This is a genomic window from Nocardia sp. NPDC005746 (genome assembly GCF_040630785.1).
Lineage (GTDB): Bacteria > Actinomycetota > Actinomycetes > Mycobacteriales > Mycobacteriaceae > Nocardia.
Genome location: NZ_JBEXYE010000001.1, coordinates 41,775 through 67,029 on the forward strand (window position 1 = coordinate 41,775; position 25,255 = coordinate 67,029).

At 70.5% G+C, this 25,255-nt stretch carries 19 protein-coding genes; 8 read left to right on the forward strand and 11 right to left on the reverse strand.

Annotated elements, in window-relative coordinates; translation table 11 throughout:
• Positions 1 to 7: 7 nt before the first annotated feature.
• Positions 8 to 1,069, reverse strand: coding sequence for an acyltransferase (locus tag ABZ412_RS00190; RefSeq protein WP_357275856.1), 1,062 nt, complete (start codon positions 1,067 to 1,069; stop codon positions 8 to 10).
• A 277-nt stretch (positions 1,070 to 1,346) separates the two neighbouring features.
• On the opposite strand from ABZ412_RS00190, the gene ABZ412_RS00195 reads away from it, so the two are divergent.
• The 3 genes from ABZ412_RS00195 to ABZ412_RS00205 all read left to right on the forward strand — a co-directional run bounded on the left by ABZ412_RS00195 (position 1,347) and on the right by ABZ412_RS00205 (position 5,857).
• A complete protein-coding gene (locus ABZ412_RS00195) occupies positions 1,347 to 2,483 on the forward strand; it encodes a DUF3068 domain-containing protein (protein ID WP_357274506.1) in 1,137 nt (378 codons plus the stop codon).
• Positions 2,484 to 2,668: 185 nt separating this feature from the next.
• The gene (locus ABZ412_RS00200; protein ID WP_357275858.1) at positions 2,669 to 3,958 is read left to right on the forward strand and encodes a polysaccharide biosynthesis protein; all 1,290 of its coding nucleotides are present in this window, start codon (positions 2,669 to 2,671) and stop codon (positions 3,956 to 3,958) included.
• A gap of 9 nt (positions 3,959 to 3,967) precedes the next feature.
• The gene (locus ABZ412_RS00205; protein WP_357274508.1) at positions 3,968 to 5,857 is read left to right on the forward strand and encodes a hypothetical protein; all 1,890 of its coding nucleotides are present in this window, start codon (positions 3,968 to 3,970) and stop codon (positions 5,855 to 5,857) included.
• A 72-nt stretch (positions 5,858 to 5,929) separates the two neighbouring features.
• On the opposite strand, the gene ABZ412_RS00210 is transcribed toward ABZ412_RS00205, so the two are convergent.
• Positions 5,930 to 7,099 (reverse strand): glycosyltransferase family 4 protein, encoded by a 1,170-nt coding sequence (locus ABZ412_RS00210; protein ID WP_357274510.1) that lies wholly within the window; start codon positions 7,097 to 7,099, stop codon positions 5,930 to 5,932.
• Between the two features lie 266 nt (positions 7,100 to 7,365).
• Here ABZ412_RS00210 and ABZ412_RS00215 point away from each other — a divergent pair, with 266 nt between their 5' ends.
• Positions 7,366 to 8,157, forward strand: coding sequence for a class I SAM-dependent methyltransferase (locus ABZ412_RS00215; protein ID WP_357274512.1), 792 nt, complete (start codon positions 7,366 to 7,368; stop codon positions 8,155 to 8,157).
• Between the two features lie 15 nt (positions 8,158 to 8,172).
• On the opposite strand, the gene ABZ412_RS00220 is transcribed toward ABZ412_RS00215, so the two are convergent.
• Together ABZ412_RS00220 and ABZ412_RS00225 are read right to left on the reverse strand one after the other, a co-directional pair.
• Positions 8,173 to 8,475, reverse strand: a complete 303-nt coding sequence (locus ABZ412_RS00220; RefSeq protein WP_357274514.1) for a hypothetical protein — start codon at positions 8,473 to 8,475, stop codon at positions 8,173 to 8,175.
• Between the two features lie 203 nt (positions 8,476 to 8,678).
• On the reverse strand, positions 8,679 to 8,882 hold the full coding sequence (locus tag ABZ412_RS00225; RefSeq protein ID WP_357274516.1) for a hypothetical protein: 204 nt from the start codon (positions 8,880 to 8,882) through the stop codon (positions 8,679 to 8,681).
• A gap of 239 nt (positions 8,883 to 9,121) precedes the next feature.
• Here ABZ412_RS00225 and ABZ412_RS00230 point away from each other — a divergent pair, with 239 nt between their 5' ends.
• Positions 9,122 to 10,561, forward strand: a complete 1,440-nt coding sequence (locus tag ABZ412_RS00230; RefSeq protein ID WP_357274518.1) for an aldehyde dehydrogenase — start codon at positions 9,122 to 9,124, stop codon at positions 10,559 to 10,561.
• A 130-nt stretch (positions 10,562 to 10,691) separates the two neighbouring features.
• Here the strand turns inward: ABZ412_RS00230 and ABZ412_RS00235 are convergent, their stop codons facing one another.
• The 3 genes from ABZ412_RS00235 to ABZ412_RS00245 form a co-directional block, all read right to left on the reverse strand.
• On the reverse strand, positions 10,692 to 12,518 hold the full coding sequence (locus tag ABZ412_RS00235; RefSeq protein ID WP_357274520.1) for a phosphoenolpyruvate carboxykinase (GTP): 1,827 nt from the start codon (positions 12,516 to 12,518) through the stop codon (positions 10,692 to 10,694).
• Positions 12,519 to 12,761: 243 nt separating this feature from the next.
• On the reverse strand, positions 12,762 to 14,288 hold the full coding sequence (locus ABZ412_RS00240) for a hypothetical protein (protein ID WP_357274522.1): 1,527 nt from the start codon (positions 14,286 to 14,288) through the stop codon (positions 12,762 to 12,764).
• 405 nt (positions 14,289 to 14,693) lie between these two features.
• On the reverse strand, positions 14,694 to 15,362 hold the full coding sequence (locus ABZ412_RS00245) for a GTPase domain-containing protein (RefSeq protein ID WP_357274524.1): 669 nt from the start codon (positions 15,360 to 15,362) through the stop codon (positions 14,694 to 14,696).
• 268 nt (positions 15,363 to 15,630) lie between these two features.
• Between ABZ412_RS00245 and trmB the strand changes: the two genes are divergently transcribed.
• The 3 genes from trmB to ABZ412_RS00260 are packed head-to-tail and all read left to right on the forward strand — an operon-like array spanning position 15,631 to position 20,560.
• Positions 15,631 to 16,485 carry a tRNA (guanosine(46)-N7)-methyltransferase TrmB gene (gene trmB, locus ABZ412_RS00250; protein WP_357275861.1) on the forward strand — a complete coding sequence of 285 codons (855 nt, stop codon included), beginning with the start codon at positions 15,631 to 15,633 and terminating at the stop codon, positions 16,483 to 16,485.
• Complete coding sequence (locus ABZ412_RS00255; RefSeq protein WP_357274526.1) at positions 16,482 to 17,252, forward strand: NYN domain-containing protein; 771 nt, start codon at positions 16,482 to 16,484, stop codon at positions 17,250 to 17,252. Before trmB ends, ABZ412_RS00255 begins: the two co-directional genes overlap by 4 nt.
• Positions 17,252 to 20,560, forward strand: a complete 3,309-nt coding sequence (locus tag ABZ412_RS00260) for an MMPL family transporter (protein ID WP_357274528.1) — start codon at positions 17,252 to 17,254, stop codon at positions 20,558 to 20,560. Before ABZ412_RS00255 ends, ABZ412_RS00260 begins: the two co-directional genes overlap by 1 nt.
• 59 nt (positions 20,561 to 20,619) lie before the next feature.
• Here ABZ412_RS00260 and ABZ412_RS00265 read toward each other — a convergent pair whose 3' ends face one another.
• The 4 genes from ABZ412_RS00265 to ABZ412_RS00280 form a co-directional block, all read right to left on the reverse strand.
• Positions 20,620 to 22,257 (reverse strand): DUF2339 domain-containing protein, encoded by a 1,638-nt coding sequence (locus tag ABZ412_RS00265; RefSeq protein WP_357274530.1) that lies wholly within the window; start codon positions 22,255 to 22,257, stop codon positions 20,620 to 20,622.
• Between the two features lie 725 nt (positions 22,258 to 22,982).
• A complete protein-coding gene (locus ABZ412_RS00270) occupies positions 22,983 to 23,792 on the reverse strand; it encodes an alpha/beta fold hydrolase (protein WP_357274532.1) in 810 nt (269 codons plus the stop codon).
• A gap of 42 nt (positions 23,793 to 23,834) precedes the next feature.
• The gene (locus ABZ412_RS00275) at positions 23,835 to 24,479 is read right to left on the reverse strand and encodes a DUF1707 domain-containing protein (protein WP_357275863.1); all 645 of its coding nucleotides are present in this window, start codon (positions 24,477 to 24,479) and stop codon (positions 23,835 to 23,837) included.
• A gap of 107 nt (positions 24,480 to 24,586) precedes the next feature.
• Positions 24,587 to 25,249 carry a response regulator transcription factor gene (locus ABZ412_RS00280; RefSeq protein ID WP_357274534.1) on the reverse strand — a complete coding sequence of 221 codons (663 nt, stop codon included), beginning with the start codon at positions 25,247 to 25,249 and terminating at the stop codon, positions 24,587 to 24,589.
• Positions 25,250 to 25,255: the final 6 nt, after the last annotated feature.

Consider the following 25,255-nt stretch of genomic DNA (forward strand, 5'->3'; position numbering starts at 1 on the left):
CTGCCGCTCAGCCGAAGCGGCGGCGCGTCCACTTCCGGACCGGCTCCTCGACGAGGGCGAAACTGGCGGCCGCCAGAGGCAGCGTGAAGACGACGGTCAACAGGTAGACCATCACGAAATGCCCGCGGAACGGCACCACGCCGAACACCGGGAACACGATCGACAGCACCGCCAGGTGCCAGATGAAGATGCCGTAGGACCAGCGGCCGAGAGTGGCCGCGACCCGGCTCTCCAGCCACCGGTGCGGCAGGTCCGGCCGGAGCACCAGCGGGGCGATCAGCCCGAAGCCGACGATCGCGCCGAGCGCCATCTTGGCGGCGTACTGCCAAGGCTGGCCGTGCACCAGCCCGCGCGGCCCGGCCAGGTCGGTGGTCGCCAGGACCATGGCCACCACGGCGAGCGGCCACATCAGCCACCGGTTGCCCGCCACCCGCCGCCACGTCGGCGCGGGCTGGTCGGCGAGTTCGGCGAGCAGCATGCCGACCGCGAACCAGGGCAGGTAGCCGGGCAGCCAGTTGTCGGAGTGGATGCCGTCGGGGGTGGGGACGGGGAGGAAGTTCCAGCCGAGACCGATCAGGGCGAGGCCGAGCACCACCGGCACCCGCAGTCGCGCCCGCTGCCCGCGCAACCACACCAGCGCGAACGCCAGCAGCGGCAGCACCAGATAGAAGGCGACCTCCACCGAGAGGCTCCACATCTGGGTGAGCCCGTCGGTCAGCGTGAACGGCACGAACACCTGCAGCAGGCCCAGATTCGACAGCCACACCCGCAATCCGGCGGTATGCGCCGCGCTCGGCAGCAGGATCAGCACCGCGCACACGACCACCCAGTAGGCGGGCAGGATGCGGGCCGCGCGGTGCAGCAGATAACGTCCGGCGCTCGGTGCCACCCCGTGGCCGCGGGCCGCCGCGGCGTGCGGCCGCCACAGCAGGAATCCGGACAGTGCGAAGAACACCGCGACCGCGAGGTCGAAGCGCTCCCAGACCCGGCCGAGCACCGGCTGACCGGTGGCGCCGGTCTGGAAGGCGACGTGGGTGAGCACGACCCCCAGGGCGGCGAGCGCGCGCATGCCCTCGAGTGCGGGAACGAAGCGGCCGGGACGGACCGGCGCCGGGTCCAGGCCGGGCGTCTCCGCGGTGGTGAGGGTGGTCGTCGTCATCGGGTCCCAGTGTGCCTTGCGGGTGTTCCGCGGATCATCCGGCTTTTGACTTGGGGGCGTTTCGGGGTGTTTTCCTGCCTCGGCCGCACTCAGGGACCGCTCGGACTGTTAGTGTCTGGGCTCACGAGTGCTGCGCGGCGACCGCAGTACTGGAAGAAACACGCGTTCGACGACGAGGAGAACCTGCATGGCACTCAGTGCCGGTACCAGAAGGACGGTTGCCTGCGTACTCGTGGGGCTCGGCGCGATGCTGCTTGTCGCCGCCATCATGATTCCCACGTACACGGTGAGCCGCCTCGCGAAGACGCCGTTGGACCTGGAGATCACGACCGTCGCGACCAACCCGCAGACCGGGGCGCCCAGTGAGGTGCTGGACTCGAAGTCGCTGACTTCGACGACCGGTTCGGCGAAGGTGGACCAGAACGTCCCGCTCGTCTCGCAGCGCTTCCTCACCGTCGAAAACCCGTCCGACGCTTCGGAAATGACCATTCAGGCCGGTCAGACCCTGCGCCGCACGGACAAGCAGGGCGACACCGGCCTGCTGACCGCGAGCATCGACCGCGTCACGGTGGACCGCAAGACCGGTGAGCCCGTCGAGTCCGTGGACGGCGGCCCCAACGGCGCGATCGCCGTGACGGTCGACAAGAAGGGCGAGTCGGTCATGGACCCGGTGCAGCACGTCGGTCTGCAGTACCGCTTCCCGATCGGCACCGAGAAGAAGACGTACCCGTACTTCGATCTCAACACTCGCAAGACCTACGACGCCGCGTATGTCGAGGAATCCGAGATCAACAGCCTGAAGGTCTACCACTTCCAGATGACGGCGCCGGTCACCGACCTGTCCACCGTCGCGAACTCGCCGACCAACAAGCTGACGCTGCCCGCCGCCAAGTGGGGCGTGGAGGGCGACGGCGACGTCACCATGGCGCGCTTCTACACCAACGTCCGCGACCTGTGGGTCGAGCCGGACACCGGCACCGTCATCAAGGGCCAGGAGCAGATTCACCTGTTCTACGCCCGCACCGGTGACAAGCCCGAGGTGACCGCGCTCAAGTCGACCCTGGTGTTCGACGAGAACACCATCGAGTCGCAGATCTCGGTGGCCAAGGAGAACATCGACAAGCTGTCGCTCTACGGCCGCACCCTGCCGATCATCCTGGGCGTCGTCGGCCTGCTGTTCCTGATCGCCGGCATCGTCCTCGGCCTGCTCGGCAAGAACGGCGACGGCCGGACCCCGGCCCGCCGCGTCCCCGCCCCCGCGGGCGGCCCGGCCCCCTCGTTCGACGCGCCGACCCAGCAGATCGACATGAACAAGCGCCCCTGACGGCACCCGTTCCCGGCGGCCCAGCACCTTTCGCAGGTGCTGGGCCGCTGTCGTTGGCGGACACACGTCCGGGTTGCGCGGGGTGGCGGGCCGGAACCCGGACCCCGGATGGGAGCATTGCGGGCGTGTCTATTGTACGCCGTCTGCCCGTGGTCAAGGACCTGACCTTGGTGACGGCGGGGGCCATGACCGCGAATGTCGCGGGGTATCTGCTGCAATTGCTCGCCAGCCGCTGGCTGGGGGTGTCGGGCTACAGCTCCTTCGCGAGCCTGCTCGCGATCCAGGTGCTGTGCGCCGTGCCCGCGCTGGCTTTGCAGAACGTGGTCGCGCGCGAAGTGGTCCGCGGCGCACCCATGACGGCCGTACGCGGACTCGCGCTGCGCTGTGCCGCGCTGGTCGCGGCGGCCGCGGTCGTGCTGGTGCCGATCGTCGCCCTCGTATTGAAGGTGAGTGTCGCGGCCGCGGCGGGCGCACTCTGCTCCGCTCCCCTGCTGGTCCTGCTCGCGGGCGAACAAGGGATTCTCCAGGGTGGCAGCCGATTCCGGCCGCTGGCGTGGGTGCTGGGCGGCGCGGCGATCCTCCGGGTGACTCCGGCCCTGGTCGCGCTCGCGGTCGGCGGCGGGCCCGCGCCCGCACTCTGGGCGGGTGCCGCCGGGGCCGCCGTCGCGGCCGTCGCTGCCCGGCGCGTCGCCGACATAGTCGGCACCCCGCACCCCGAATCCCCGGTCACGCAGCGGGGATCCTCGGGGCGCACGGCGGCGGGCGGCTCCGAGAACGCGGCACAGGCTGTTGCCGCCGAGGCGGCGGCTCCGGTCCCTTCCGTCGGCGAACGCACGCGCGACGTGGCCCTCGGGGTGGTTCCGGTCTTCCGGGCGGCGCAGGTGCAGGCGGCATTGATGGCGTTGTCGTCGGCCGATCTGCTCATCTCACGAATCGTGCTCAGCGAGAACGATGCCGGGCGGTACGCACTGGGGGCGATCGCGGCCAAGATCGCGTTCTGGCTGCCGCAGGCCGTCGGCGTGGTGCTGTATCCACAGATGGCGCAGCCCAAGCATTCCGCGCGGGCCATGCGGTCCGCGCTGGCGGTGCTGATGGGGATCGGCGCGGTCACGGTGCTCGGGGCCGCGCTGGCCGCCCCGCTGGCCCCCTTGTTCGCGGGACGCGACTACGCGCCGATCCAAGGGCTGCTGTGGCTGTTCGCGCTCGACGGTGCCCTGCTGGCGGTTCTGCAAGCGGTGCTGTTGTCGGCGATCGCGGCCGACCGCACCGCGCCCGCGGCGATCACCTGGGTCGGGCTGGGCATCGGGGTCACGGTCATGCTGACCTGCGCCCACTCGGTGCTCACCCTGATTCTCATCGCCACGGTCACCGCGGCCGTCACCACCCTGGTCCTGACAGCGGTCACCCTGCACACCGCCCGAGACGACGCCGAGACCCCTTCGCGGGTCCCCGATCTCGGGCCGACCGGAACGTAGGGTGCCGGTGTGAACGCGGTCGGTGGAGAACGGCGGTGGCGCGGGCTGATCCCGGCCGGGTACAGCCTGCTGCTGTCCGTGATCGTCCTGGGCCCGCTGCTCGGCCCCGGCTACCTGCTCCTGCGCGACGCCGTCAGCACCCCGCGCTCGTATCTCACCGACTCCGCGCTCGGGCTCGGTGACGCCGCACCCCGCGCGGTGCCGCAGGACGCGCTGATCGCCACCCTGTCCGCGGTCGTCGACGGCGGACTGATCGTCAAAGCGATTCTCCTGATGGCCCTCTGGCTGTCCGGCTGGGGCGCGGCGGTCCTGGCCCGCGACCTGTTGCGGGTCTCGCTGGGCCCGCGGCTGGTCGCGACGACCGTCGCCGTCTGGAATCCGTACGTGGCCGAACGTCTGCTCCAAGGACATTGGAGCCTGCTCACGGGCTACGCCGCCCTGCCCTGGATCGCGCTGCTCGCCTGGCGGTTACGCGCGGGACCGGACCCAGCCCGAGCAAGCGCGGACGTGGCGTCACGCCACCCGCGACGCCTCAGCTCCGTAGGCGGGTGGGCCGGGCTGGCGGGCTGTCTGGCCGCGGCGGGGCTCACGCCCACCGGATCCCTGCTCGCCGGTACGTTGACGCTCGTGCTGGTGGGCCGCCGGAATCTGGTGGGCGCGGCGGTGCTCTGGATCATCTCTGCTGCCCCGTGGCTCACCGCGACCGCGCTCTCCGGCGCCGCGGCGGAGCCCTCCGATCCCGCGGGCGTCGCGGCCTTCGCGGCCCGCGCGGAACCCTGGCTCGGCACCCTGGGCAGCCTCGCCGGACTGGGCGGCATCTGGAACGGCACGGCTGTTCCCGGCTCACGCACCACCTTTTTCGCCCTGGTGGGGACTCTGCTGTTGCTCGCCCTGGTGGCGACCGGCGTGCGTACGGTGGTGAGCCGAGCCCCGGAAGAGGCGGCGACCGTGCCGAATACGGGGACCGACCACGGACTCGTCGTCCGTCGCCGACTGGTGTGGTTGGGGCTCGCGGCGATCGTGTTGCCCGCGCTCGGGGCGACCGGGTGGGGGCTGTCGGCGGGCGAGTTCCTGGTGCGTGAGGTGCCGGGGACCGGGCTGTTGCGTGATACTCAGAAGTATGTGGCGCTGGCGGTTCCGGCGTACGCGTTGTGCGCCGCGGCGGGGTGCCTGGTGGTGGGACGCTGGATCTCCCGCGTGGGGGCGGACGAGGCGAGCGACCTGCCCCAGCGGGCCCGAACCGCCGGGGCCGCAGCGCTTTTCCTCGCGATCCTGTTCCTGACGCTGCCGGATATGGCGTGGGGTGTCGGTGGCGCACTACGACCGGTGCACTATCCGGACGGGTGGCGGAAGGTCGCGGCCGAGGTGAGCGCGCCCGGCGATGTGGCGGTGCTGCCGGGCGGGATGTTCCGCAAGTTCCGGTTTTCGGGGAGCGCGCCGGTTCTGGATCCCGCACCGCGCATGTTGCCGCGAGATGTGCTGCAGACCGGGGAACTTCCGGTGCGCGGCGGCAGTGTCGCCGGTGAGGGCGCACGCGCCCGGAAGGTGGAAAGCCTGCTGCTGCGCGGTGGGTCCGTGCGCGAACTGGCGGGCCTCGGCGTTGGATGGGTGCTGGTCGAGGGTGGTACGCCCGGGCCGTTGGGTGATTCGAAAACCGTTCTGGCCCAGCTGACTCCGGTCTACGCGGATCGAGATGTACAGCTGTACGAGGTGCCGGGCGAGATCGCCACGCACGAGGCTTCCGCGAGCAGCCGCCGGATCGCCGGGGCCGCGCACCTGCTGTGGGTCGCGCTGCTGGCCGGCGGATTCCTCACCGCCGCAGTCCTTTCGGTGCGGCGCGGGTCAGTCGTTCGGGAAGCCGCGCGCGAATCCCGCACCGATCACGACAACGCTGATTAGCGCGATGACGACGATGATCCGCATGCCTCGATGCCGGGAATCATGACCGCGTCGCGGCGGGACTTCGGCGAATCAGACGCGCGCGGGCGCGATCAGCCCGCTCACCCGCTGACCGCGGGTCACCGCGGACAGCACCTCGTAGACGCCGTTTCCGGTTTGCTCCCAGGAGAATTCACGCGCCCGCGCCCGCGCTTTCTCCCCCAGCACGGTGCGGGCCTCGCTGTCGCGGAGCAGTTCGCCGACGGCCGCGGTGAGCTGGGCGGAGTCGTCGACCAGTAGCCCGGTGACGCCGTCCACGACGGAATCGGTGAGCCCGCGCGAACTCCGGTAGCCGACGGTCGGCACCCCGTGCTGGGCGGCTTCGATGACGGCCAGTCCCCAGCCCTCCTTGCGGGAGGGCAGCACGTGCACCCAGGCGCGGGCCAGCAAGCGATGCTTCTCGTCCTCGTCGACGTGCCCGTGGAAGGTGACCGCGTCGGCGATGCCGAGCTCGTGGGCGTGCGCGCGCAGATTCTCGTCCCACCAGCCGCCGCCGACCACATCCAGGTGCAGGCCGGGGATGCTGTCGCGCAGTCCGGCGACCGCCGCCATGGCGTCCTCGATCTGCTTGTGCGGCACCAGCCGCGAGAGCACCACGATGCTCGGATGCGGGGTGCGGGCGGATTCGTCACCGGCGGGCACGCATTCGGGGATGGGCTCCGCGCCATTGCGCACCACCGCGATCCGCGGCGCGTCCACGCCGAGCGCGGCGAGCTCTTCCGCGGACGGCAGCGACACCGTGAGGTACTGGTCGCCCCGATGCACGCGCGGCGAGAGCCGCGATTCGATCCACCACCCGATCCGGCCGACCAGCTTCCCGGCCACCGGCCACTGCTCCCGATGCCCGTGGTGCACCAGCACCACGGTCGGCGCGGCCGTCACGGTGCGAGCGAAGAAGGGGATCCCGTTCTGGGTGTCGATGACCGCGTCGGGCCGCAGCCCCTTCAGCGGTCCGAGCCCGACACGCCCGAGCGCGATGGCGGCCAGCGCCCGCGGGTACACGGTGAACCGCCCGCCGCCGCGACTGATCTCGATCCCGTTGACCGATTCCCGCCGCGCCGCACCCGGATATCCGGCGGTCCGCAGCGTCACCTTCACACCGCGCGCGGCCAGCTGCGCGCCGACCTGCTCCAGATACCGTTCACTCCCGCCGCCCTGCGGATGCCTGGTGTCGCGCCAGCACAGCAGCAGCACTTCACGCACGGGCGAATCTCCAGGACAGAGTAGGTGGGCGGACAGACAATGGGCTCAACCGTACCGGTTCACCCGAACTTCAGTGGACAGCCTGGAGCATTCATCGGATCGCATCCGCTACTCGCGCGACGGAACGACTGGTTTGGCGAGGTGAGGGCACCCCTGGGGTAACCCCGGAATCGGGTTGGCTCCGAACCGCCGGCACGGGTGCCGGGCGGTGAGCGGAGTCCAGGCCGCCCGCTGAAGTCGCGGAGAGGCGGGTTAGCCTTGCCGCCGTGCTTCGAGCCGATCAGACCACAGTGCGCCGTCCGCGATTCGCCCGCCGGGCGACGCTGCGACGCTCGCTGCGGCTGCTGGGGAGCTTCCGGTTCGAGCAGACCGATCCCGCCGTGTTCTACGGCGGTGTGGCCACCGATACGGCCGAGCTGGTGTCGGACTTCTACCGGGATCTGACCGGGCAGTCGCTGCGCGGCACCGTGGTGCTGGACGTGGGCGGCGGGCCCGGCTATTTCGCGGACGAGTTCGGTCGCGCGGGCGCGCGCTATCTACCGGTCGAACCGGACCCCTCGGAAATGCACGCGGCCGGGTTGCGGGTCGCGGGCGCGGTGCGCGGGTCGGGCATGGCCTTGCCGTTCCGCGACGACGCGGTGGAGGTGTGCGTCTCCTCGAATGTGGCCGAGCACGTGCCGCAGCCGTGGGTGATGGCGGCCGAGATGCTGCGGGTGACGAAACCCGGTGGCCTCATGGTGTTTTCGTACACGGTGTGGCACGGCCCGTTCGGCGGGCACGAGACCGGGCCGTGGCATTACCTGGGTGGGGAATACGCGGCCAGTCGGTATCGCCGCAAGCACGGGCGGGAGCCGAAGAACCGCTTCGGGCGTTCGCTGTTCGCGGTCAGCGCGGCCGAGGGCGTGCGCTGGGCCGCGGCGACACCGGTCGACATCGAGATCCTGGCGGTGTTCCCGCGCTACCACCCGCGCTGGGCATGGTGGGTCGTTCGGGTTCCCGTGCTGCGGGAGCTGCTGGTCAGCAACCTGGTGGTGGTGGCCGCCAAGCGGCCGCGCTAGCCCACCCGGGCGCGCTCAGCGGAGGGAGAAGCCGCGCCGCCACACGCGGCGGAAGCCGGTGCAGGCCTCGGATTCGCCCCACGGTGACTCCTGGGTTGCCAACCCCACGGTCTCCATAGCGGTCAGGCCGACCTGACTGGCGAGGTCGTTCACGGCGGCAACCGCCTCGGCCGCCAGTAATGCGGCGGTGGCTTGCGCTGTGGTGAGGGTCCGGCCGGGTAGGAAGGACACCACCCATCCGCCCGCGCCGACGCTTTTCGCCTGATGCGGCGTGAGATCGCTGGTCATCAGCGCTCTGCCGACCACTTGCACCGCCATGACTCGGACTCCCCTGTGCGGTAACGGTTCATGTTACGAGCGAGCTATCCACGGTAGCTACAAAGCATGCTCGCTATGGCTTCCGAATGCAATAGTGCGTTCGGCGAAAATCGAACCGACAGGTCGGGATTCGATTATTCGGAGCGCTCACGATTTGCCACAAGAATGCGGAAGCGCTTGCGCCACTATGCGTCCGACGCGGATCAGTCCTCCGGCATCAGAAGTCGCAGCGCCGGTTGCCCTTTCCGGACAGTCGGATAGGTCGCCTCCACCACCTCCACCCGCCACCCGGGCGGCAGCACCCGCCGCAATTGGCCCGCCGCACGCTGCATGGGGGTGCTGGTCACCGAAGAGTCGGTATCGGACAACTCATTCACCAGGAAGTCATCGAGCCGCGTATCAGCCATGCGGGGATCTACCTTTCGAAGAGCTATGGAATAGCAACCGACCGAAGTGGTGGAGAAAGGTGTTCTGACCCGAGCATAGGCCACCGCCGGGCAACCGAGATTTCAAACCGCGTATTGCCTCGCCGGTAACAAGGGTGCTTAGAAACTGAGGGGTCCAATTTCAAAGAAAATCCCGGCCAGCGGGACGATTGCCCACCGGGACGCGGACAAGTCAGGGCGCAAAACTGTAACGTGTTCTCATGGAGTACCAGAGTCTGTTCATCGGTGGCCGCTGGACCGCGCCGGCCGGCCCCGACACCCTGCCCGTCGTCTCGCCCGCAACCTTGGAAACCGTCGGCAGCGTGCCTGTCGTCACCCGCGCCGACGTGGACGCCGCGGTCGCCGCCGCCCGCCGGGCCTTCGACAGCGGACCCTGGCCCGCCACCCCGCCGGAGGAACGCGCCGCCCTGCTCTCCCGCGCCGTCGCGCTGCTGGACCAGAAGTCCGGGGACATCGCCAACGCGCTCTCCGCCGAGACCGGTGCGCCGCCGATGGCCGCCAGCACCCTCAACTACGTCTCCGGCCGCGCCACCCTCGACTACTACGCCGGCCTCGGGAAGTCCTTCCCCTGGACCGAGACCCGCACCGGCCTGTTCGGCACCACCCGCGTCTCGCGCGAACCGGTCGGCGTGGTCGCCGCCGTCATCGCCTGGAACGTGCCCATCTTCCTGGCCATCAACAAGCTCGCCCCCGCCCTGCTCGCCGGGTGCAGCGTGGTCCTCAAGCCCGCGCCGCTGACCCCGCTGGCCGCCAACCTGCTGGCCGACATCTTCGCCGAGGCCGGACTGCCCGAGGGCGTGCTCTCGGTGCTGCCCGCCGAGGCCGACGCCTCCGAGTACCTGGTCTCGCACCCCGGCGTCGACAAGGTGACCTTCACCGGCAGCTCCGCCGTCGGCCGCAAGATCGCGAGCATCGCGGGCAGCCAGCTCAAGCGGTGTTCGCTGGAACTCGGCGGCAAGTCGGCCGCCATCCTGCTGCCCGACATGAACATCGAGGACATGCCGAAGCTGGCCTTCTCCGGCCTGATGAACAGCGGCCAGGCCTGCGTGGCCCAGACCCGCATCCTCGCCCCCCGCGGCCGCTACGACGAGATCCTCGAGGCCCTCACCGCATCGGTGGACCTGTTCCCGCTGGGCCTGCCCGACGATCCGGCCGCCCAGCTCGGCCCGCTCATCTCGAAGGCGCAGCGCGAACGCGTCGAGGGCTACATCGCCAAGGGCAAGGACGAGGGCGCGCGCCTGATCCGCGGCGGCGGCCGCCCCGACGACCTGCCCGGCTGGTACGTCCAGCCCACCGTCTTCGCCGACGTGGACAACGCCATGACCATCGCCCGCGAGGAGATCTTCGGCCCGGTCCTGTCGGTCCTCCCGTACGACACCGAGGAGGAGGCCATCGCGATCGCCAACGACAGCGACTACGGCCTCGCCGGTTCGGTGTGGACCGCCGACGTCGAGCACGGCGCGACCGTCGCCGCGAAGGTCCGCACCGGCACCTACGCCATCAACTGGTACGCCTTCGACGCGTGCGCGCCCTTCGGCGGCTACAAGACCTCCGGCATCGGCCGCGAGAACGGCCCCGAGGGCCTCGACGCCTATTGCGAGACCAAGTCCCTGCTCCTGCCCATGGGGTACGGCGCGTAACCAGCCGAACAAGAAACGGCTCGCCCGCACAATCCGTGCGGGCGAGCCGTTTTCGCTTATCGGGGGCGTGGGAGGTGAGATCCCCGCCCCATGGTGTGGGTGTGGGGGGCGGAGCCCCCACGACCGGCTGTCACGCCAAGCGCTGCTTGAGCGCCTCGAACTCGTCGCGCAGGCCCGAAGGCAGCTTGTCACCGATGAACTGGAACCACTCCTCGATCGAGGGCAGCTCGTTCCGCCACTCCTCGACGTTGACCGCGAGGGCCTCGTCGACGTCGGCGGCGGTCACGTCGAGGCCCTCGAGGTCGAGGTTCGCCGCGACCGGCACATTGCCGATCGGGGTGGCGATGGCCTCGGAGCGGCCCTCGATGCGGCCGACGATCCACTCCAGCACACGGGAGTTCTCACCGAATCCGGGCCACAGGAAGCGGCCGTCGTCGCCACGGCGGAACCAGTTGACGTAGAAGATCTTCGGCAGCGCCTGGGCGTCGGCGTTCTTGCCGAGGGTGATCCAGTGGTTCAGGTAGTCACCCACGTGGTAGCCCATGAACGGCAGCATGGCCATCGGGTCGCGGCGGACGGTGCCGACCTTGCCCTCGGCGGCGGCGGTCTGCTCGGAGCCCACGGTCGAGCCCATGAACACGCCGTGCTGCCAGTCGAAGGACTCGGTCACCAGCGGGATGGTGGTCTTGCGGCGACCGCCGAACAGGATGGCCGAGATCGGCACGCCCTGCGGGTCGTCCCACTCGGGGGCCAGGGTCGGGCACTGCGACATCGGGGTGCAGTAGCGCGAGTTCGGGTGCGCGGCGAGGGTTTCCGACTCGCGCTCGTACCAGTCGTTGCCCTTCCAGTCGACGAGGTGGTCCGGAGTGCCCTCGAGGCCCTCCCACCACACGTCGTTGTCGTCGGTGAGGGCGACGTTGGTGTAGACGGTGTTGCCGGCCTCCATGGTGGCCATGGCGTTCGGGTTCGAGCTGCGGTTGGTGCCGGGGGCGACACCGAAGAAGCCGAACTCCGGGTTGACGGCATATAGTCGGCCGTCCGCGCCGAAGCGCATCCACGCGATGTCGTCACCGAGGGTCTCGGCGCGCCAGCCCGGGATGGTCGGCTGGATCATGGCGAGGTTGGTCTTGCCACAGGCCGACGGGAACGCCGCGGCGATGTAGTAGGCCTTGTTCTCGGGCGAGATCAGCTTGAGGATCAGCATGTGCTCGGCCAGCCAGCCCTCGTCGTGCGCCATGGCCGAGGCGATGCGCAGCGAGTAGCACTTCTTGCCCAGCAGCGCGTTGCCGCCGTAACCCGAACCGTAGGACCAGATCTCGCGGTCCTCGGGGAAGTGGGTGATGTACTTGGTGTCGTTGCACGGCCACGGCACGTCGGCCTGGCCCTCGGCGAGCGGCGCGCCGACGGAGTGCAGGGCCTTCACGAAGGGGCGGTCGGTGCCCAGCTTCTCGAGGGCGGCCTGGCCGGCGCGGGTCATCACGCGCATGGAGACCACGACGTACTCGGAGTCGGTGATCTCGACGCCCAGCTTGGGGTCCTCGGCGCCGAGCGGGCCCATGCAGAAGGGCACCACGTACATGGTGCGGCCCTTCATGGAGCCGCGGTACAGCTCGGTCATGGTGGCGCGCATCTCGGCCGGGTCGACCCAGTTGTTGGTCGGACCGGCGTCGGCCTCGTTCTTGGAGCAGATGTAGGTGCGCGATTCGACGCGGGCCACATCGGAGGGGTCGGAGAGCGCCAGGTACGAGTTGGGCTTCTTCGACTCGTTCAGCTTCTTGAAGGTGCCGGCGGCGACCAGCTGCTCGGAGAGACGGGCCGCTTCCTCTTCGGACCCATCCGACCAGACCACGCGGTCGGGCTGGGTGAGTTCTGCGACCTCCTGTACCCAGGCAAGCAGTTCCTTGTGCTCGGTGGGCGCGGTGCCATCGTGAAGACCAGGAATGGTCGCTGAGGTCATGAAAACTCTCCTGAGATGGGCGGCCCCGATGAACATCGAGCCGAGGAGCGCGGCTCGCGACACCGAGTGCCACCAATTGCGGCAAGGCTCCCGTCGGTCCCGCACGCGTGCCCATACCGGCTGGACGCACGTACAGGAACTCGGCGGATGCCCTGGTTCCTGCCATAGAGGTTAACGCCATATATCGCGCTGTACGGAATCGGGTTGTCCAGTCGGTACCGGGTCGAAACCTCCGACCAGCCGCTATACGAATTCGAGTGCGACCAGGTCACGTTCGCATGCCTGCACGAGCGCGGGTCGCCGCTGCGCCGCGTGCCGCAATTGCGCCTCCAATTCACCAACCCGCAAATCGGTTTCGACCATGCGGGCGGCGGCGCTGCCGAGCACCTCGTCGGTGAGCCGTTCCTCGGCGTCCACCAGGGCGGTGGCGACCCGCTGTTCCAGTCCCGCGCGGGCGTCGACCAGTGCTTCGGCGACCCATTGCCGCAGGTGAGCGCCCTCGGCGAGGCGTCGGCGGGCGCGCACCACCCAGCCCGCGCCCGCGGCACCCAGGACCAGACTGATCGGCATGATCGCGTAGTCGAAGGCCTGCAACAGGGCCAGCGGCGTCACCAGCAGCCGCCCCAGCCCGAACCCCGCCGAGGCCCCCAGCACCAGCACCAGGTGGTCTTCCACGCCCCGCAGCCGCGGTCCCGGCGTCGACGCGGCGCGCGACACCCGGTCCGCAGGGGCGGGAAAAGATATATGCCATTCCTCCGCGACGGATTCCTCGACCTGACGGCACAATTCGCCGATCCGGGACCGAATCGACCGATCCATCTCCTGTGTGAGTTTTTCCACACATTCGCCGACGCGCCGCGGAAATTCGGCGAGCGCATTCCGCGCCAACCCGTCGATCTCATCGCGCAACTCGCCGTGCAGCCCCCGAATCCGCGCCCCGACCTCGTGCAACAGCTCCACCCGAGCCAACTGCGCCCGATTCCGCACCACGCTCATCGCCGCCCCGCGACCCCCGTCCCCCACCGCCAGCAACCGCGCCCGCTCCTCCCGCAACCCCGCCACGTCCCCACCGTCCCGCACCTTCCCCAACTGCCCCCGAATCCGGCGCCGCGTCTCCTCCAGCACCCGCTCGCGCACGATCGCCACCTGATCCCCGACCGCGCCCGCCCCGGCCGCCGCCACCAACCGCGCGTGCAACAACCCCAACCCCGACCGATCCACCAGCGCCGCGTCCCCCGCCGCGCGCCCCACCGCCGCCATCCGCGCCGACACCGGCACGATCTCCTCCCCGCCGCCGCCCGCCTCGGCCAGCAGCTCCACATCCAGCTTCCGCACCTCCCGCCACTCCCGATGCGCGTGAATACCGTCGAGCGCGAACACGATCCGCGTCCCGTCGGCCCGCAACCCTCGCACTCTCCCGATCAGCTCCGCACCGATCAGGGCACCGGCATCGAGCACGACCAGCGCCACCGGGTGCGGTCCGGCCTCCGGCCCGCGGCCGCCATCGCCCGCCGCGCCGACAACGGTGAGGTCGACGCGCGGCCGATACCGGGCCAGTTCCACCCGCAATGCCGCCGCGTGTGATTCGTCACCGCCGATGAGCGCGACCACTTCGGACTCCCGCGGCGGCGTCGCCATCCCGCGCAGCAAGGCCAGCCCGTGCGGATTCCACCGCATGACAACGGCTTCCACGGCCTCCGGCAACACCGCTGCCGCGGCCGTGGTCGGCGGGGCCGCCACCGACCCGCTCGCCTCGGCCGAGTCGTCCACCCGCTCGCGGGTGTCCGCGGGATCCGGACCGGGCGGCGAGCAGGAAGTTTCGGAGCCCGGCTGGTCGGCGGGGGCCGTCCGGTCCAGCGGAGGCAGGTCGAGCCGGCCACCGGGAGCGGGGTCCGCCCGTGGAGCGGTCCGAGTCGTGGCCGCCCCCTGATCCGGGTTCGTGGAAACGCGAACCGGTGGCGGCAATGCGAGGCTGCCGACCCTGGCTGCCGACTGGTCCGCACCCGTGAGCTGGATGTCGGTGTGCGCCGCAATGGATTCCGGCTCCGGCGCGACGGAATCGGGACGCGCGGGCGCCGGCTTCCGCTCAGGAAGCGAGGGGTCGGCGGAGCGGTGTGCGGGCATCACCACCGCTGATTCGTTTCCGGCGGTGGGTTCGGCTCGGTGGCCGGCGGATCAGTCCCGGATGCCCGCGGCGACGGCTTCGTAGCGGCGGTGGATTTCGCGGTGGAGGCGGTCGATTCCGCTGGCGCAGTGCAGGATCTGGAGCAGTCGCTGGGCGGGGAGCCCGGGATCGTGACGCAAGGCGGTCAGGGCGCAGGAGACGCCGAAGAGGTCCCAGCGGTCGAGGAGGGCGCGCCGGGCTTCGAAGTCGGGGGCGAGGCCCGGGGTGAGGAAGAGGTCGTGGGAGAGGGCCAAGGGCGGGTCCGGGCGGTCGCGGTGGCGGCGCAGGGCGGTCAGGTCGGCGTCGTCGAGCGTGCCCGCACGGGTGCGCGCGGCCAATGCCGCGACCACGGGGAAGACCGGACGACCGAGGTCGGCGGTGAGCGCCTCCGCGGTGGTGGCGGCGTCGGACCAGCGGACACCGATGGCGTCGGCCTTGTTCAGCGCGACGAGGGTCCGGTCCGTCGGGAGGGTGGCGAGGATGCGCCGGTCGGCGGCGTCGGCCAGACCGGGCAGGACATAGAGGAGAAGGTCGGCGTCGAGGGTGGGGTTCGGGCGGCCGGGGCGGTCGAGCGGGCCGGTTTCCTCGGCGGTGAGCAGGGACAAGGCGCGGCAGAGCGTGGTTTTCCCGGCGCGGGCGCGGCCGGTGACCTGGATGCGCGGCGTTCGCCGGGGCGGCACGCGGGCAGCGTAGCGGGCGGATGCGGAGGTGGGGGCGGAAAACTCTCACGGAACTCACAATCAAGACCGCGCGGTCGGGGACGCGGGCTCGGGAGCACCCCGCGACAGGTGGTGGAAATGGCAACTACCGCAAGGTGAGTCACCGTGCGGTCGTCATCGCGCGTGGTCGCGTCGGCGTGTCCGGTGTGGCGTCCGGCCTGGCAGCCGGATTGATCTTGGCCGTCGGAACCCGTGGTCGATTGCTGCGCCAAGGATCGAATACTGGACAATGGACGCCGTGAACGACGCCGCGAACCCCTCTGCCGAGCCAGCTCCCGGGCCGCGGTCCGCCGACCCCGCCGGTGACCCCGGTCACTCGGAGAACCCCGCCGCCGAGTCGGAGCAGACCGCCGGCCGCGAGCGCCCCGTCGGCGGCAACCGGCTCTATCCCCGGGTCACCAGCTTCCGCGCCCGCCGCGGCGCGGTGTCGCCCACCCGCCAGGATGCCTGGGATCGGGTGTGGCCGGTGATCGGCAAGGACGTGTCCGACGAAAAGCTGGACGCCGACGCCTGGTTCGGCCGTTCGGCCCCGCTGATCATCGAGATCGGCTGCGGCACTGGCACGGCCACCGCGGCCATGGCGCAGGCCGAGCCGGAGTTCAACCTGATCGGCATCGAGGTCTACAAGCCGGGTCTGGCGCAGCTGGTGCAGCGGGTGGAGCGGGAGGGGATCGACAATCTCCGACTGCTGCGCGGCGATGCCGTGGATGTCCTGGAAAATATGATTGCTCCCGAATCGCTGACGGGCGTGCGCGTGTTCTTTCCGGACCCGTGGCCCAAGGCCCGCCATCACAAGCGGCGGCTGTTGCAGCCGGAAACCTTCGCACTCATCGCAAGTCGGCTGATTCCGGGCGGCGTGTTGCACGTCGCGACCGACCACGCGGACTACGCGGAGTGGATCGGCCTGTACGGCAATGCGGAACCCCAGCTCATCGGCATGAACGAGCCCACCGGTGGGGACCCTGACGCGTATCGAAACAAGGCACCGATTGGTTTCGAACGTCCGATTACCAAGTTCGAAAACAAAGGACTCCGCGCGGGTAGCGCCATCACCGAGTTCATCTGGGGGAAGATCGAATCATGAGCGTCAGTGAGATGACCCCGGAGGTCGCGGAAGTTGCCGGAATAATGCACGGCGGCGACTCGACCGGACTACAGGGCACCACCGGGCTCCACGGCAACGCAGCCGTAGCCATTGGCGGCACCGCCACCGACGTACGCCGCGTGCTGTTGGTCTGGGATGCACCGAATCTCGATATGGGCCTGGGCGCCATCCTCGGCGGCCGCCCCACCGCCGCCTACCGCCCGCGCTTCGACGCGCTGGGCCGCTGGCTGCTGGCCCGCACCGCCGAACTGTCGGTGGGCAGCACCAGCCGGGTGGAGCCCGAGGCCACCGTCTTCACCAATATCGCCCCCGGCACCGCCGATGTGGTGCGACCCTGGGTCGAGGCGCTGCGCAATGTCGGCTACGCCGTCTTCGCCAAACCCAAGATCGACGAAGACTCCGACGTGGACAGCGACATGCTCGGCCACATCGAGCTACGCCGCCGCGGCGCCGGACTGGCCGGGATCATGGTGGCCTCCGCCGACGGGCAGGCGTTCCGCGCGCCCCTCGAGGAGATCGCCGCTTCCGGCGTGCCTGTTCAGGTGCTGGGTTTCCGCGAGCACGCGAGTTGGGCCGTCACGTCGGATATTCTCGAATTCATCGACCTCGAGGACATCCCGGGCGTGTTCCGTGAACCGCTGCCCAGGGTCAGCCTCGACTCGCTGCCCGACGAGGGTGCGTGGCTGCAGCCGTTCCGGCCGCTGTCGGCCCTGCTCACCTCCCGCCCCGCTCAAGGAGTCGCTTAGTGTTCACCCGCTGGGGCGACCTGGTCTACAAGCTGCGCTACACCGTCCTGGGTGTGGTCGTCGCCGCACTGCTCTCATTGGGAGCGTTCGGGTTCGGGCTGGAGGACCATCTCAGCTCCAGCGGATGGGACGACCCGACCTCGGAGTCGACCGCGGCCGCGCAGCTCAAGGACAAGGTGTACAACCGCGACCACAACAGCGATGTGGTGCTGCTGTACACCGCGCCCGACGGCGGGACCATCGATGACCCGGCCTGGAATCAGAAGGTCATCGAGTCCCTGAACAACCTGCCCAAGCAGCATCCGGAGATCACGCAGGTCAACGCGTCTCCGTGGCGGACCGAGACCGGTCAGCAGCTGGCGCAGGCCGCGAGCCCGGATCGCAAGCATGCGTTCGCGACCGTCGCCATCAAGGGCGACAACGACACCGAGATCATGCGCAACTACCGGAATGTCAAGAACGCCTTCGACGTTCCGGGCGTGACGGTCGAGGTCGGCGGTATGCAGCCGATCGCGGGCACCCTGAACGACACCATGGCGCAGGACCAGAAGCGCATGGAGATCATCGCGATTCCGGTGGTCGCCGTCCTGCTGTTCTTCATCTTCGGCGGCGTCGTCGCGGCCGCGCTGCCGCTGATCATCGGTGGCCTCACCGTGCTCGGCGCGAACGGCATCGTCATGGGGATCACGAAGTTCACCGAGGTGAATTCGTTCGTCTCCCCGGTGGTTTCGATGATCGGCCTGGGCCTGGCCATCGACTACGGCCTGTTCATAGTCAGCCGCTTCCGGGAGGAAGTGGCCGACGGCTACGACACCAAATCGGCGGTGCGGCGCACGGTGCAGACCGCCGGCCGCACGGTCATCTTCTCGGCGACCATGATCATCGCCGCCAGCGCCGGCATGCTGCTGTTCCCGCAGGGCTTCCTGAAGTCCGTGGCCTACGGCACCATCGCGACCGTCGCACTGGCCGCGATCTCCGCGATCACCGTCCTGCCGGCGCTGTTGTCCATTCTCGGGCCGCGCGTGGATGCCCTGGGCCTCAAGCGTTTCCGCAAGGAGAAGACCACCGAGCAGATCGAGAACGGCTTCTGGGGCCGGATGACCGCGTGGGTCATGAAGCACCCGCTGAAGGTCGCCATCCCGATCACCATCGGCCTGCTGCTGCTCATCATCCCGGTGAAGAACCTGCAGTTCGGCGGCATCTCGGAAACCTATCTCCCGCCGGACAATTCGACCCGTCTGGCGCAGCAGCACTTCGACGAAGTGTTCCCGATGCGCAAGTCCGATCCGCTGCAGCTGGTCATCATCACCGACGACTCGCGCAGTGTCGGACCGCTCATCAGCGCGGCCAACGCGGATACGCCCGGCCTGCTGTCCAACGGCAAGTTCCAGATCCCGTCGAAGCCGCCGAACGGCTCCAACGTGTGGGTCTCGGAAGGCCGCCTGGAGAAGGGCGCGGACAAGGCCGCCGCCATCGAGGTGCTGCGCGCCATGGAGGTGCCCGAGGGCGTCGACCTGATGGTCACCGGCCAGCCCGCCATCGAACAGGATTCGATCAGCGCGCTGCTGGACCGCATGCCGTTGATGATCGCGCTGGTGGTGCTGGTGACCACCATCCTGATGTTCCTCACCTTCGGCTCGCTGGTGCTGCCCATCAAGGCGGCGCTGATGAGCGCGCTCGGCCTGGGGTCCACGCTCGGCATCCTGACCTGGATCTTCATCGACGGTCACGGCGCGGGTCTGTTGAACTTCACGCCGCAGCCGATCATGTCGCCGGTGCTGGTGCTGATCATCTCCGTGGTCTACGGCCTGTCCATCGACTACGAGGTGTTCCTGCTCTCCCGCATGGTGGAGTCGCGCACGCAAGGCGCGAGCACCACCGAGGCGGTGCGCGCGGGCACCGCGCAGACCGGCCGCATCATCACCGCGGCCGCGCTCATCCTGCTGGTCGTCACGGGCGCGTTCGCGTTCTCCGACCTGGTGATGATGCAGTACATCGCCTACGGCATGGTGTCGGCGCTGTTCATCGACGCGACCGTGCTGCGCATGCTGCTGGTCCCGGCCACCATGAAACTGCTCGGCGACGACTGCTGGTGGGCGCCCAAGTGGATGAAGAAGGTTCAGCAGAAGATCGGCCTGGGCGAGCCCATCCTCGACGATGAGCGGCCCGGCGGCGGCGAGGTGGTGGACCTGGTCAAGACCACCCCGATCACCGACCCGGTCACCATGCAGATCCCGATCGTCTCCGACGGTTCCACGCCCGCGCGCCCGCGCAAGCCGCGCCCGCGCCGCACCGTCGACGTGGACAGCGAGGCCCCGACCCAGCGCATCGACACGGTGACGCCGGCCGAGTCCACGCCGCCCGCCGACAACACGCCGCAGCCGCCGGAGAACACCGCGCAGCAGGTGGAGAACGCCGCGCCCGCGCCGGAACCGGAGCGCCCCCGGACCGGATTCCCGTCCGCCACCACGCGTCCCGGCTTCGGCGTCACGCCGTCGACCACCGCGCCCCCAGCCTTCGCCAAGCCCACCGGCATCACCGAACCCAGCACCGAGGCGACCTTCAGCCCGCCGGTGGAGACCTTCGGGACCGCGTCGGAGAGCTATGGCGCGCCCGCGGAGTCGGTTCCGCCGCTGGCCCCACGCCGGGTGATCAGTGCGGCCGCCTCGGAAGCGCCGACCACCGAACTCGGTTCCGTCCCGCCGGTCGCCCCGGCCGGACCCGCCGAGTCCGCCGCGCCCCGCGGTCCGGTGACCCCGATCGGCGACTTCGCCTCGCCCGCACGCGGTTCCGCCCCCGGTCTGCCGCAGCGCAAGCCCGAACAGCCCGCCGCGCCCACCGAGAGCCAGGCGTACGGCCAGGACGTGAGTTTCACGCCCCCGCCCGCCCCGGTCACGCCGGCCAGTTCGGTGCCGTCGATCTCGCAGCCCGCACCGCCGGTCACCCCGGTGCCGCAGCCCGAGGCGACACCACCCGCCTCCACGGTCGGGTCGGAGCGGGTGCTGCCGCCGCCCGTGCCGAAGATCGCGCCGCATCCGGCCACTCGGGCCCAGCTGTACCAGCCGCAGCCGGAGGGCGAGCAGCCCGCGCCGGAAGCCGCTCCCGCGGAACATCATCCGGCGCATCACGCGGCCGGTGAGCAGCCCGAGGACGGCGGCGGGCGCAGCAGCATCGAGCAGTGGATGTCGGATCTGCGCACCTCCCGTCGTCGTCCCGGCAAGCCGGAGGAGGACGACGCCAAGCACCGCGGTGGTGAGGGGCAGCAGGTGAGCGTCAACGAACTGCTGCGTCGCCAGAACAACGACTGACGCGATACGACGCGGGAGGCCCGGCCGAATCCTCGGCCGGGCCTTCCTTTTTCACCGCTCTAGGTGCGTGCGTTCAGATCGGCGAAGGCCCGCGCGTAGCGGGTGCCGACCATCAGCAGCAGCACACCCACCACCAGGAACGCCGCCGCGCGCAGCAGGCCCGCCAGGGTCGCCAGGTCGAACAGGAACAGCTTGGCCAGGGCCGCGCTGGTGAGCAACAGGCCCGCCACCAGTGCCACCTTCGCCTGCGGCGACCTGCGCGAGAGACGGCGCAGACCGAACAGCAGGGCTGCGGTGGCCGCGGCCATCCAGATCACCGTGGCGATGCCGTGTCCGGCGAGGAACCCGTCGCGGCTGCCGGTGGCGACGCCGAGCGAGACGGTCAGGGCGGTCACCGCGTACAGCCCGCCGATCCCGGCGGACACCGACAGGACGGTGGCGTCGGACTCCCGGTCGAGCAGACCCAGACGACGCGCGGTCCAGGCCGCGACCGCCAGCACCGCGAGCAGGAGCACCGCCGACAGCGCGGTCGAAATACCCAGGTGCGCTTCGGCTTCCGCCTGCCCCGCCAGCGTGGCCGGGTCGGCGCGGAACAGGAACACGAGCGCCCCCAGCCCGCCGTAGGCCGCGCCGAGCGCCGCCGCGAACCGCGACCGCTGCTGTCCGGCCACCGCCAGGAAGCCCATGGCGACCACGAACAGCGCCGTCGGCAGCGTCCGCACCTCGGTCACGCCGACACACGCCTCGAGCAGCGCGACCGCGCCGGCCAGCGCGGACACCACCGCCAGGTGCCCCGGAATACGCGCGGCAGCACCGAGTTTCGGCACCCACGGCACCGCCGCGACCAGCAGCAGCACCGCCGCGACCGCACCGGCCACCACCGTCGGCCCGGTACGCCCGGAGAACAGCACGGGCGCGGCCAGCATGGGAACGGTCGCCGCCCCGAAGCTCAGACTCGCGGTCACGTCACCCGCCCGCAGCCGCCCGGCGAGCACCGCACCGGCCAGCCCGGTCACCGCGATGACGATCGCGGCGGCCAGCGCCTGATACCGGTCCGGGCCCGCGCCCGCATCGAGGGCCGTGCCGGCCACCGCGAGCAGGGTCACCAGCACCGCCGGAATCGTCCGAAACACGTGCAGCCACGGCCAATCCCGCACCAACTGCACCGGCAGGGCGGCGATCTGCAACACGATCAGGAAGCCGACGAGAAGCATCAACTCGCTCGACACGAACGGCGCGAGCACCGCCGCCCCGGCGGTGACCAGCACGGCCAGACCCTGGGAGTTCCACCGCATGGCGAGCGCCACGCCCCCGGCCGCGATCCCGAACGCCACCACGTACCCGACAATGGGATCCAGCCACCGGTACATCGTGGTCATGGCGACGACATCCAGATATCCCCCGGCGATACCGGTGGCCGCCAATGCGATTCCCCCGACCCGGCCCCCCGGCTCGGCGAACACTCGCGCCCCGACCCCCACCAGAGCGGCCGAGAACAGTCCACCGGCAACAACTCTCGGCACCGGCCCGAAGAACCCGGCCTGCGCCGCCAGCACCAGCAGCATGACCACGCCGATCAACGTGACCGCCACCCCGGCCACGGCCAGCACCCGGCTGATCACACCTTCCCGCTGCCACCACGGCTCCCGCACCGGCCGCCCGGCCACCACGCGCCGCTGCTGCGGTAACCCGGGCATCGGCGACAGCGGCTGCGCACCCGGACCGGCCCACCCCGGCCCAGCCGCGCCTACCGGACCTGGGACAGGCTGCGCCCCAGGCATTCCCATCGGACCCGACGGCGGGATCCAACCGGAGGCGGGTGGGATCGGCGCACCCGGCACCCCGGGCATTCCGATACCTGACGAGGGCGGCTGCCCCCACCCGGCCGCCGGACCAGCGCCGGGCGCTCCCGGGGTCGGAACCCCCTGCTGCGCAGGCCATCCCGGCACGCCCACGGGTGACTGCCCCCATATGGGCGCGGCCCCGGCCGGGCCGGACCCCGGCGCACTCCAGGCCGGAACCTCCTGCCCCGTCGGAACCGTCCCCTGAACCGGCGGTCCGCCCTGCTCAGCAGCTGCAACTTCATCGAGTGTGCCCGGAACGCCCTGGTCCGTCCGCCGTTCCGTGACCGAGACGGTCGAAGGGGCCTCAGAACTGCCCGCTCCGGCAACGCCCGTACCGGTCGCGGTCTGTGCCGCGGTGCGCATGGTTTCGGCGAGAACCTGCGTGTGCAGGGTGTCGAGGTCGCGGCCGAGGATGTTCAGGTGCTCGCCGAGCGAGGTGAATTCGGTCGACAGCCGCGCGATCAGGCGGGGATCGATGGCGGGATTCATGCCCGCAATGCTCCCGACCTGGAGGTTCTGCCACATGAGTAGAAACACCCGGGTGCCGGGCGATTACTACGCGAGTCGCAGTCGAGCGGTCAGGCGGAGTGGGCGGCCGCGCGCGCGATGGTCGCGGTGATCTCGGCGGTGATCAGGTCGGGCGCTTCCAGCATGGGGACGTGGCCCAGGTCCGGCAGCGGCCGGATCTGCACGGCCGCGGTGGGGGTGAGGGGCGCGTAGACGTGCGGCGGCAGCACCCGGTCGTGTTCGGGCAGCAGGATCGTGGTGGGGACGTCGAGCTCGGCGAGGCCGGTGAAGCCCACCGGCAGCTCGGGGTCGGTCGCGAGGTCGTCGACGATGGCGCATTCGGTGATGGCCGCGGTCATGGCCTTGGCGAGCGGGTTCGGCACGGCGGCGGGCCGGTAGGCGAGCAGCGGCAACAGCAGGCTGCGCAGCAGGGACGGCATGGTCGGCTGCTGGCCGGGGCCCAGCCCGATGAGCGGCCCGAAGGCACGGAACCGGCGCAGCAGCGAATCCGCGGCGGCCGGGGTGCGCCACAGTCCGGCGGGCGCGATGGCGGTGCAGGAGCGGGCCCGGCCGCGGGCGGCGAGTTCCAAGGCGATCCAGCCGCCCAGCGAGTTGCCCGCGATATGGACGGTGCCCCAACCGGATTCGTCGAGCAGCCGTTCGCAGTGGTCGACCAGGGCGGTCACGGTGGCGGGACGCGCCGCCTCGGGTCCGCCCCAGTGCCCGGGCAGGGTGGGGGCGAGCACGGTGTGGCTCGCGGCCAGGTCGTCGAGCACGCCGCCCCAGGACTGCCAGGTGAGCAGGACGCCGTGCAACAGCAGCAGCGGTTCGCCGCGGCCGGTTCGATGCACTGCCTCGGGGGCCGGGACGCCTTCCACCATGGGCGTGACCCTACCGTCCGGCTCCGGCTCCCGCCGACCGGTTCACGCCCCGTTGAGGAAGCGCTTCCAGTTGGTCCCGAACGGGTGCTTGGCGGTGACGGAGCTGAATCGCAGGCTCCCGCGCACGATGATGTGCAACGGACCCATCGGCGGCCCGCTGCGCACCTTGGTGTTGGCGCTGGACCCGATCAGGTCGATGGCATTGAGGTCCACGGTCGCCTCGGCGGGCAGGATGAGTTCCAGCGAGCTGCAGGTGTCGTTCACGTGGATCTCCACCACCTGGGTGGACATGACGGCCTGGGTGAAGTCCAGGTGCACGCTGCCCATCATGCTGTTCAGCACGAGGCTGGGCGGCACGTGCCAGACGCCCCTGCGATGCACGCTCGACATGCGCGCGCGAATCACATTGCCGGGCATGGGTTGCGGCAGACGCGGCGGCCCACTCACGAATCGGGGCTGCGGCGCCACGTAATGCGGCGCGGCGGGGGCGGGCTGCCCGACCAGCCGGACCCCCGGCAGATCGATCAGCACCGCGTTGAGTTCGCCGCGGGTCTTGGCCGCGAGCGCGGTGTCCATGCGCTCGGTGAATTCCCCCAGCGACAGCATGCCCAGCCCGACCGCTCGCTGCAGCAGCCGTCCGACATGTTCGCGTTCTACATCAGATACCCGTAGATCCCGGTCGCCGATCACGGTGCCGGTCTCGAGCGCGGAAACCGCTTCAGGACCTCCCATGTCTTCGAGGCTAGCGAGCCCGGACCGGTCACCGCATCAGGGCAATCCCTGAACCGGCTCCCCTACTCGAGGCCCTGTTCGATGGCGTACCGGGTCAGTTCGACGCGATTGCCGAGCTGGAGTTTGCGCAGCGTGGACTGCACGTGGTTCTCGACGGTGCGGTGGCTCAGCCCCAGCCGGGTGGCGATCTGCCTGGCGGACAAGCCTTTCGCCACCATCCGCAGCACTTCGGTCTCGCGGTCGGTGAGCGCGGGCCGATGGGGTTCGTCGCGGTCGGCGGGGGTGCTGGCGATGCGGCGGAATTCGCCGAGGACCAGTCCGGCGAGGCCGGGGGTGAATACCGCCTGGCCGGCGGCGGTGGCGTGCACCGCGTCGAGGAGTTCGGTGGCCGAGGCGCTCTTGACCAGGTAGCCGGTGGCCCCGGCCTTGATGGCGTCGAGCACGTCGTCGCGTTCGGCCGACGCGGACAGCACCAGCACCCGGGTGCGCGGGGAGACCCGCAGCACCTCGGCGGTGGCGTCGGCGCCGTTGCCGTCGGGGAGCTGCATGTCCATCAGCACGACGGCCGGGCGGACGGCGGCGGCGCGGGCTCCGGCCGAGCGCACGCCGTCGGCGGTGGCGACCACGTCGAACCCGGCCTCGGCCAGGTCGCGGGCGACGCCGTCGCGCCAGATCGGGTGGTCGTCGACCACCATCACGGTGATCCGGTCCGCCGCTTCGCTCATGTCCGC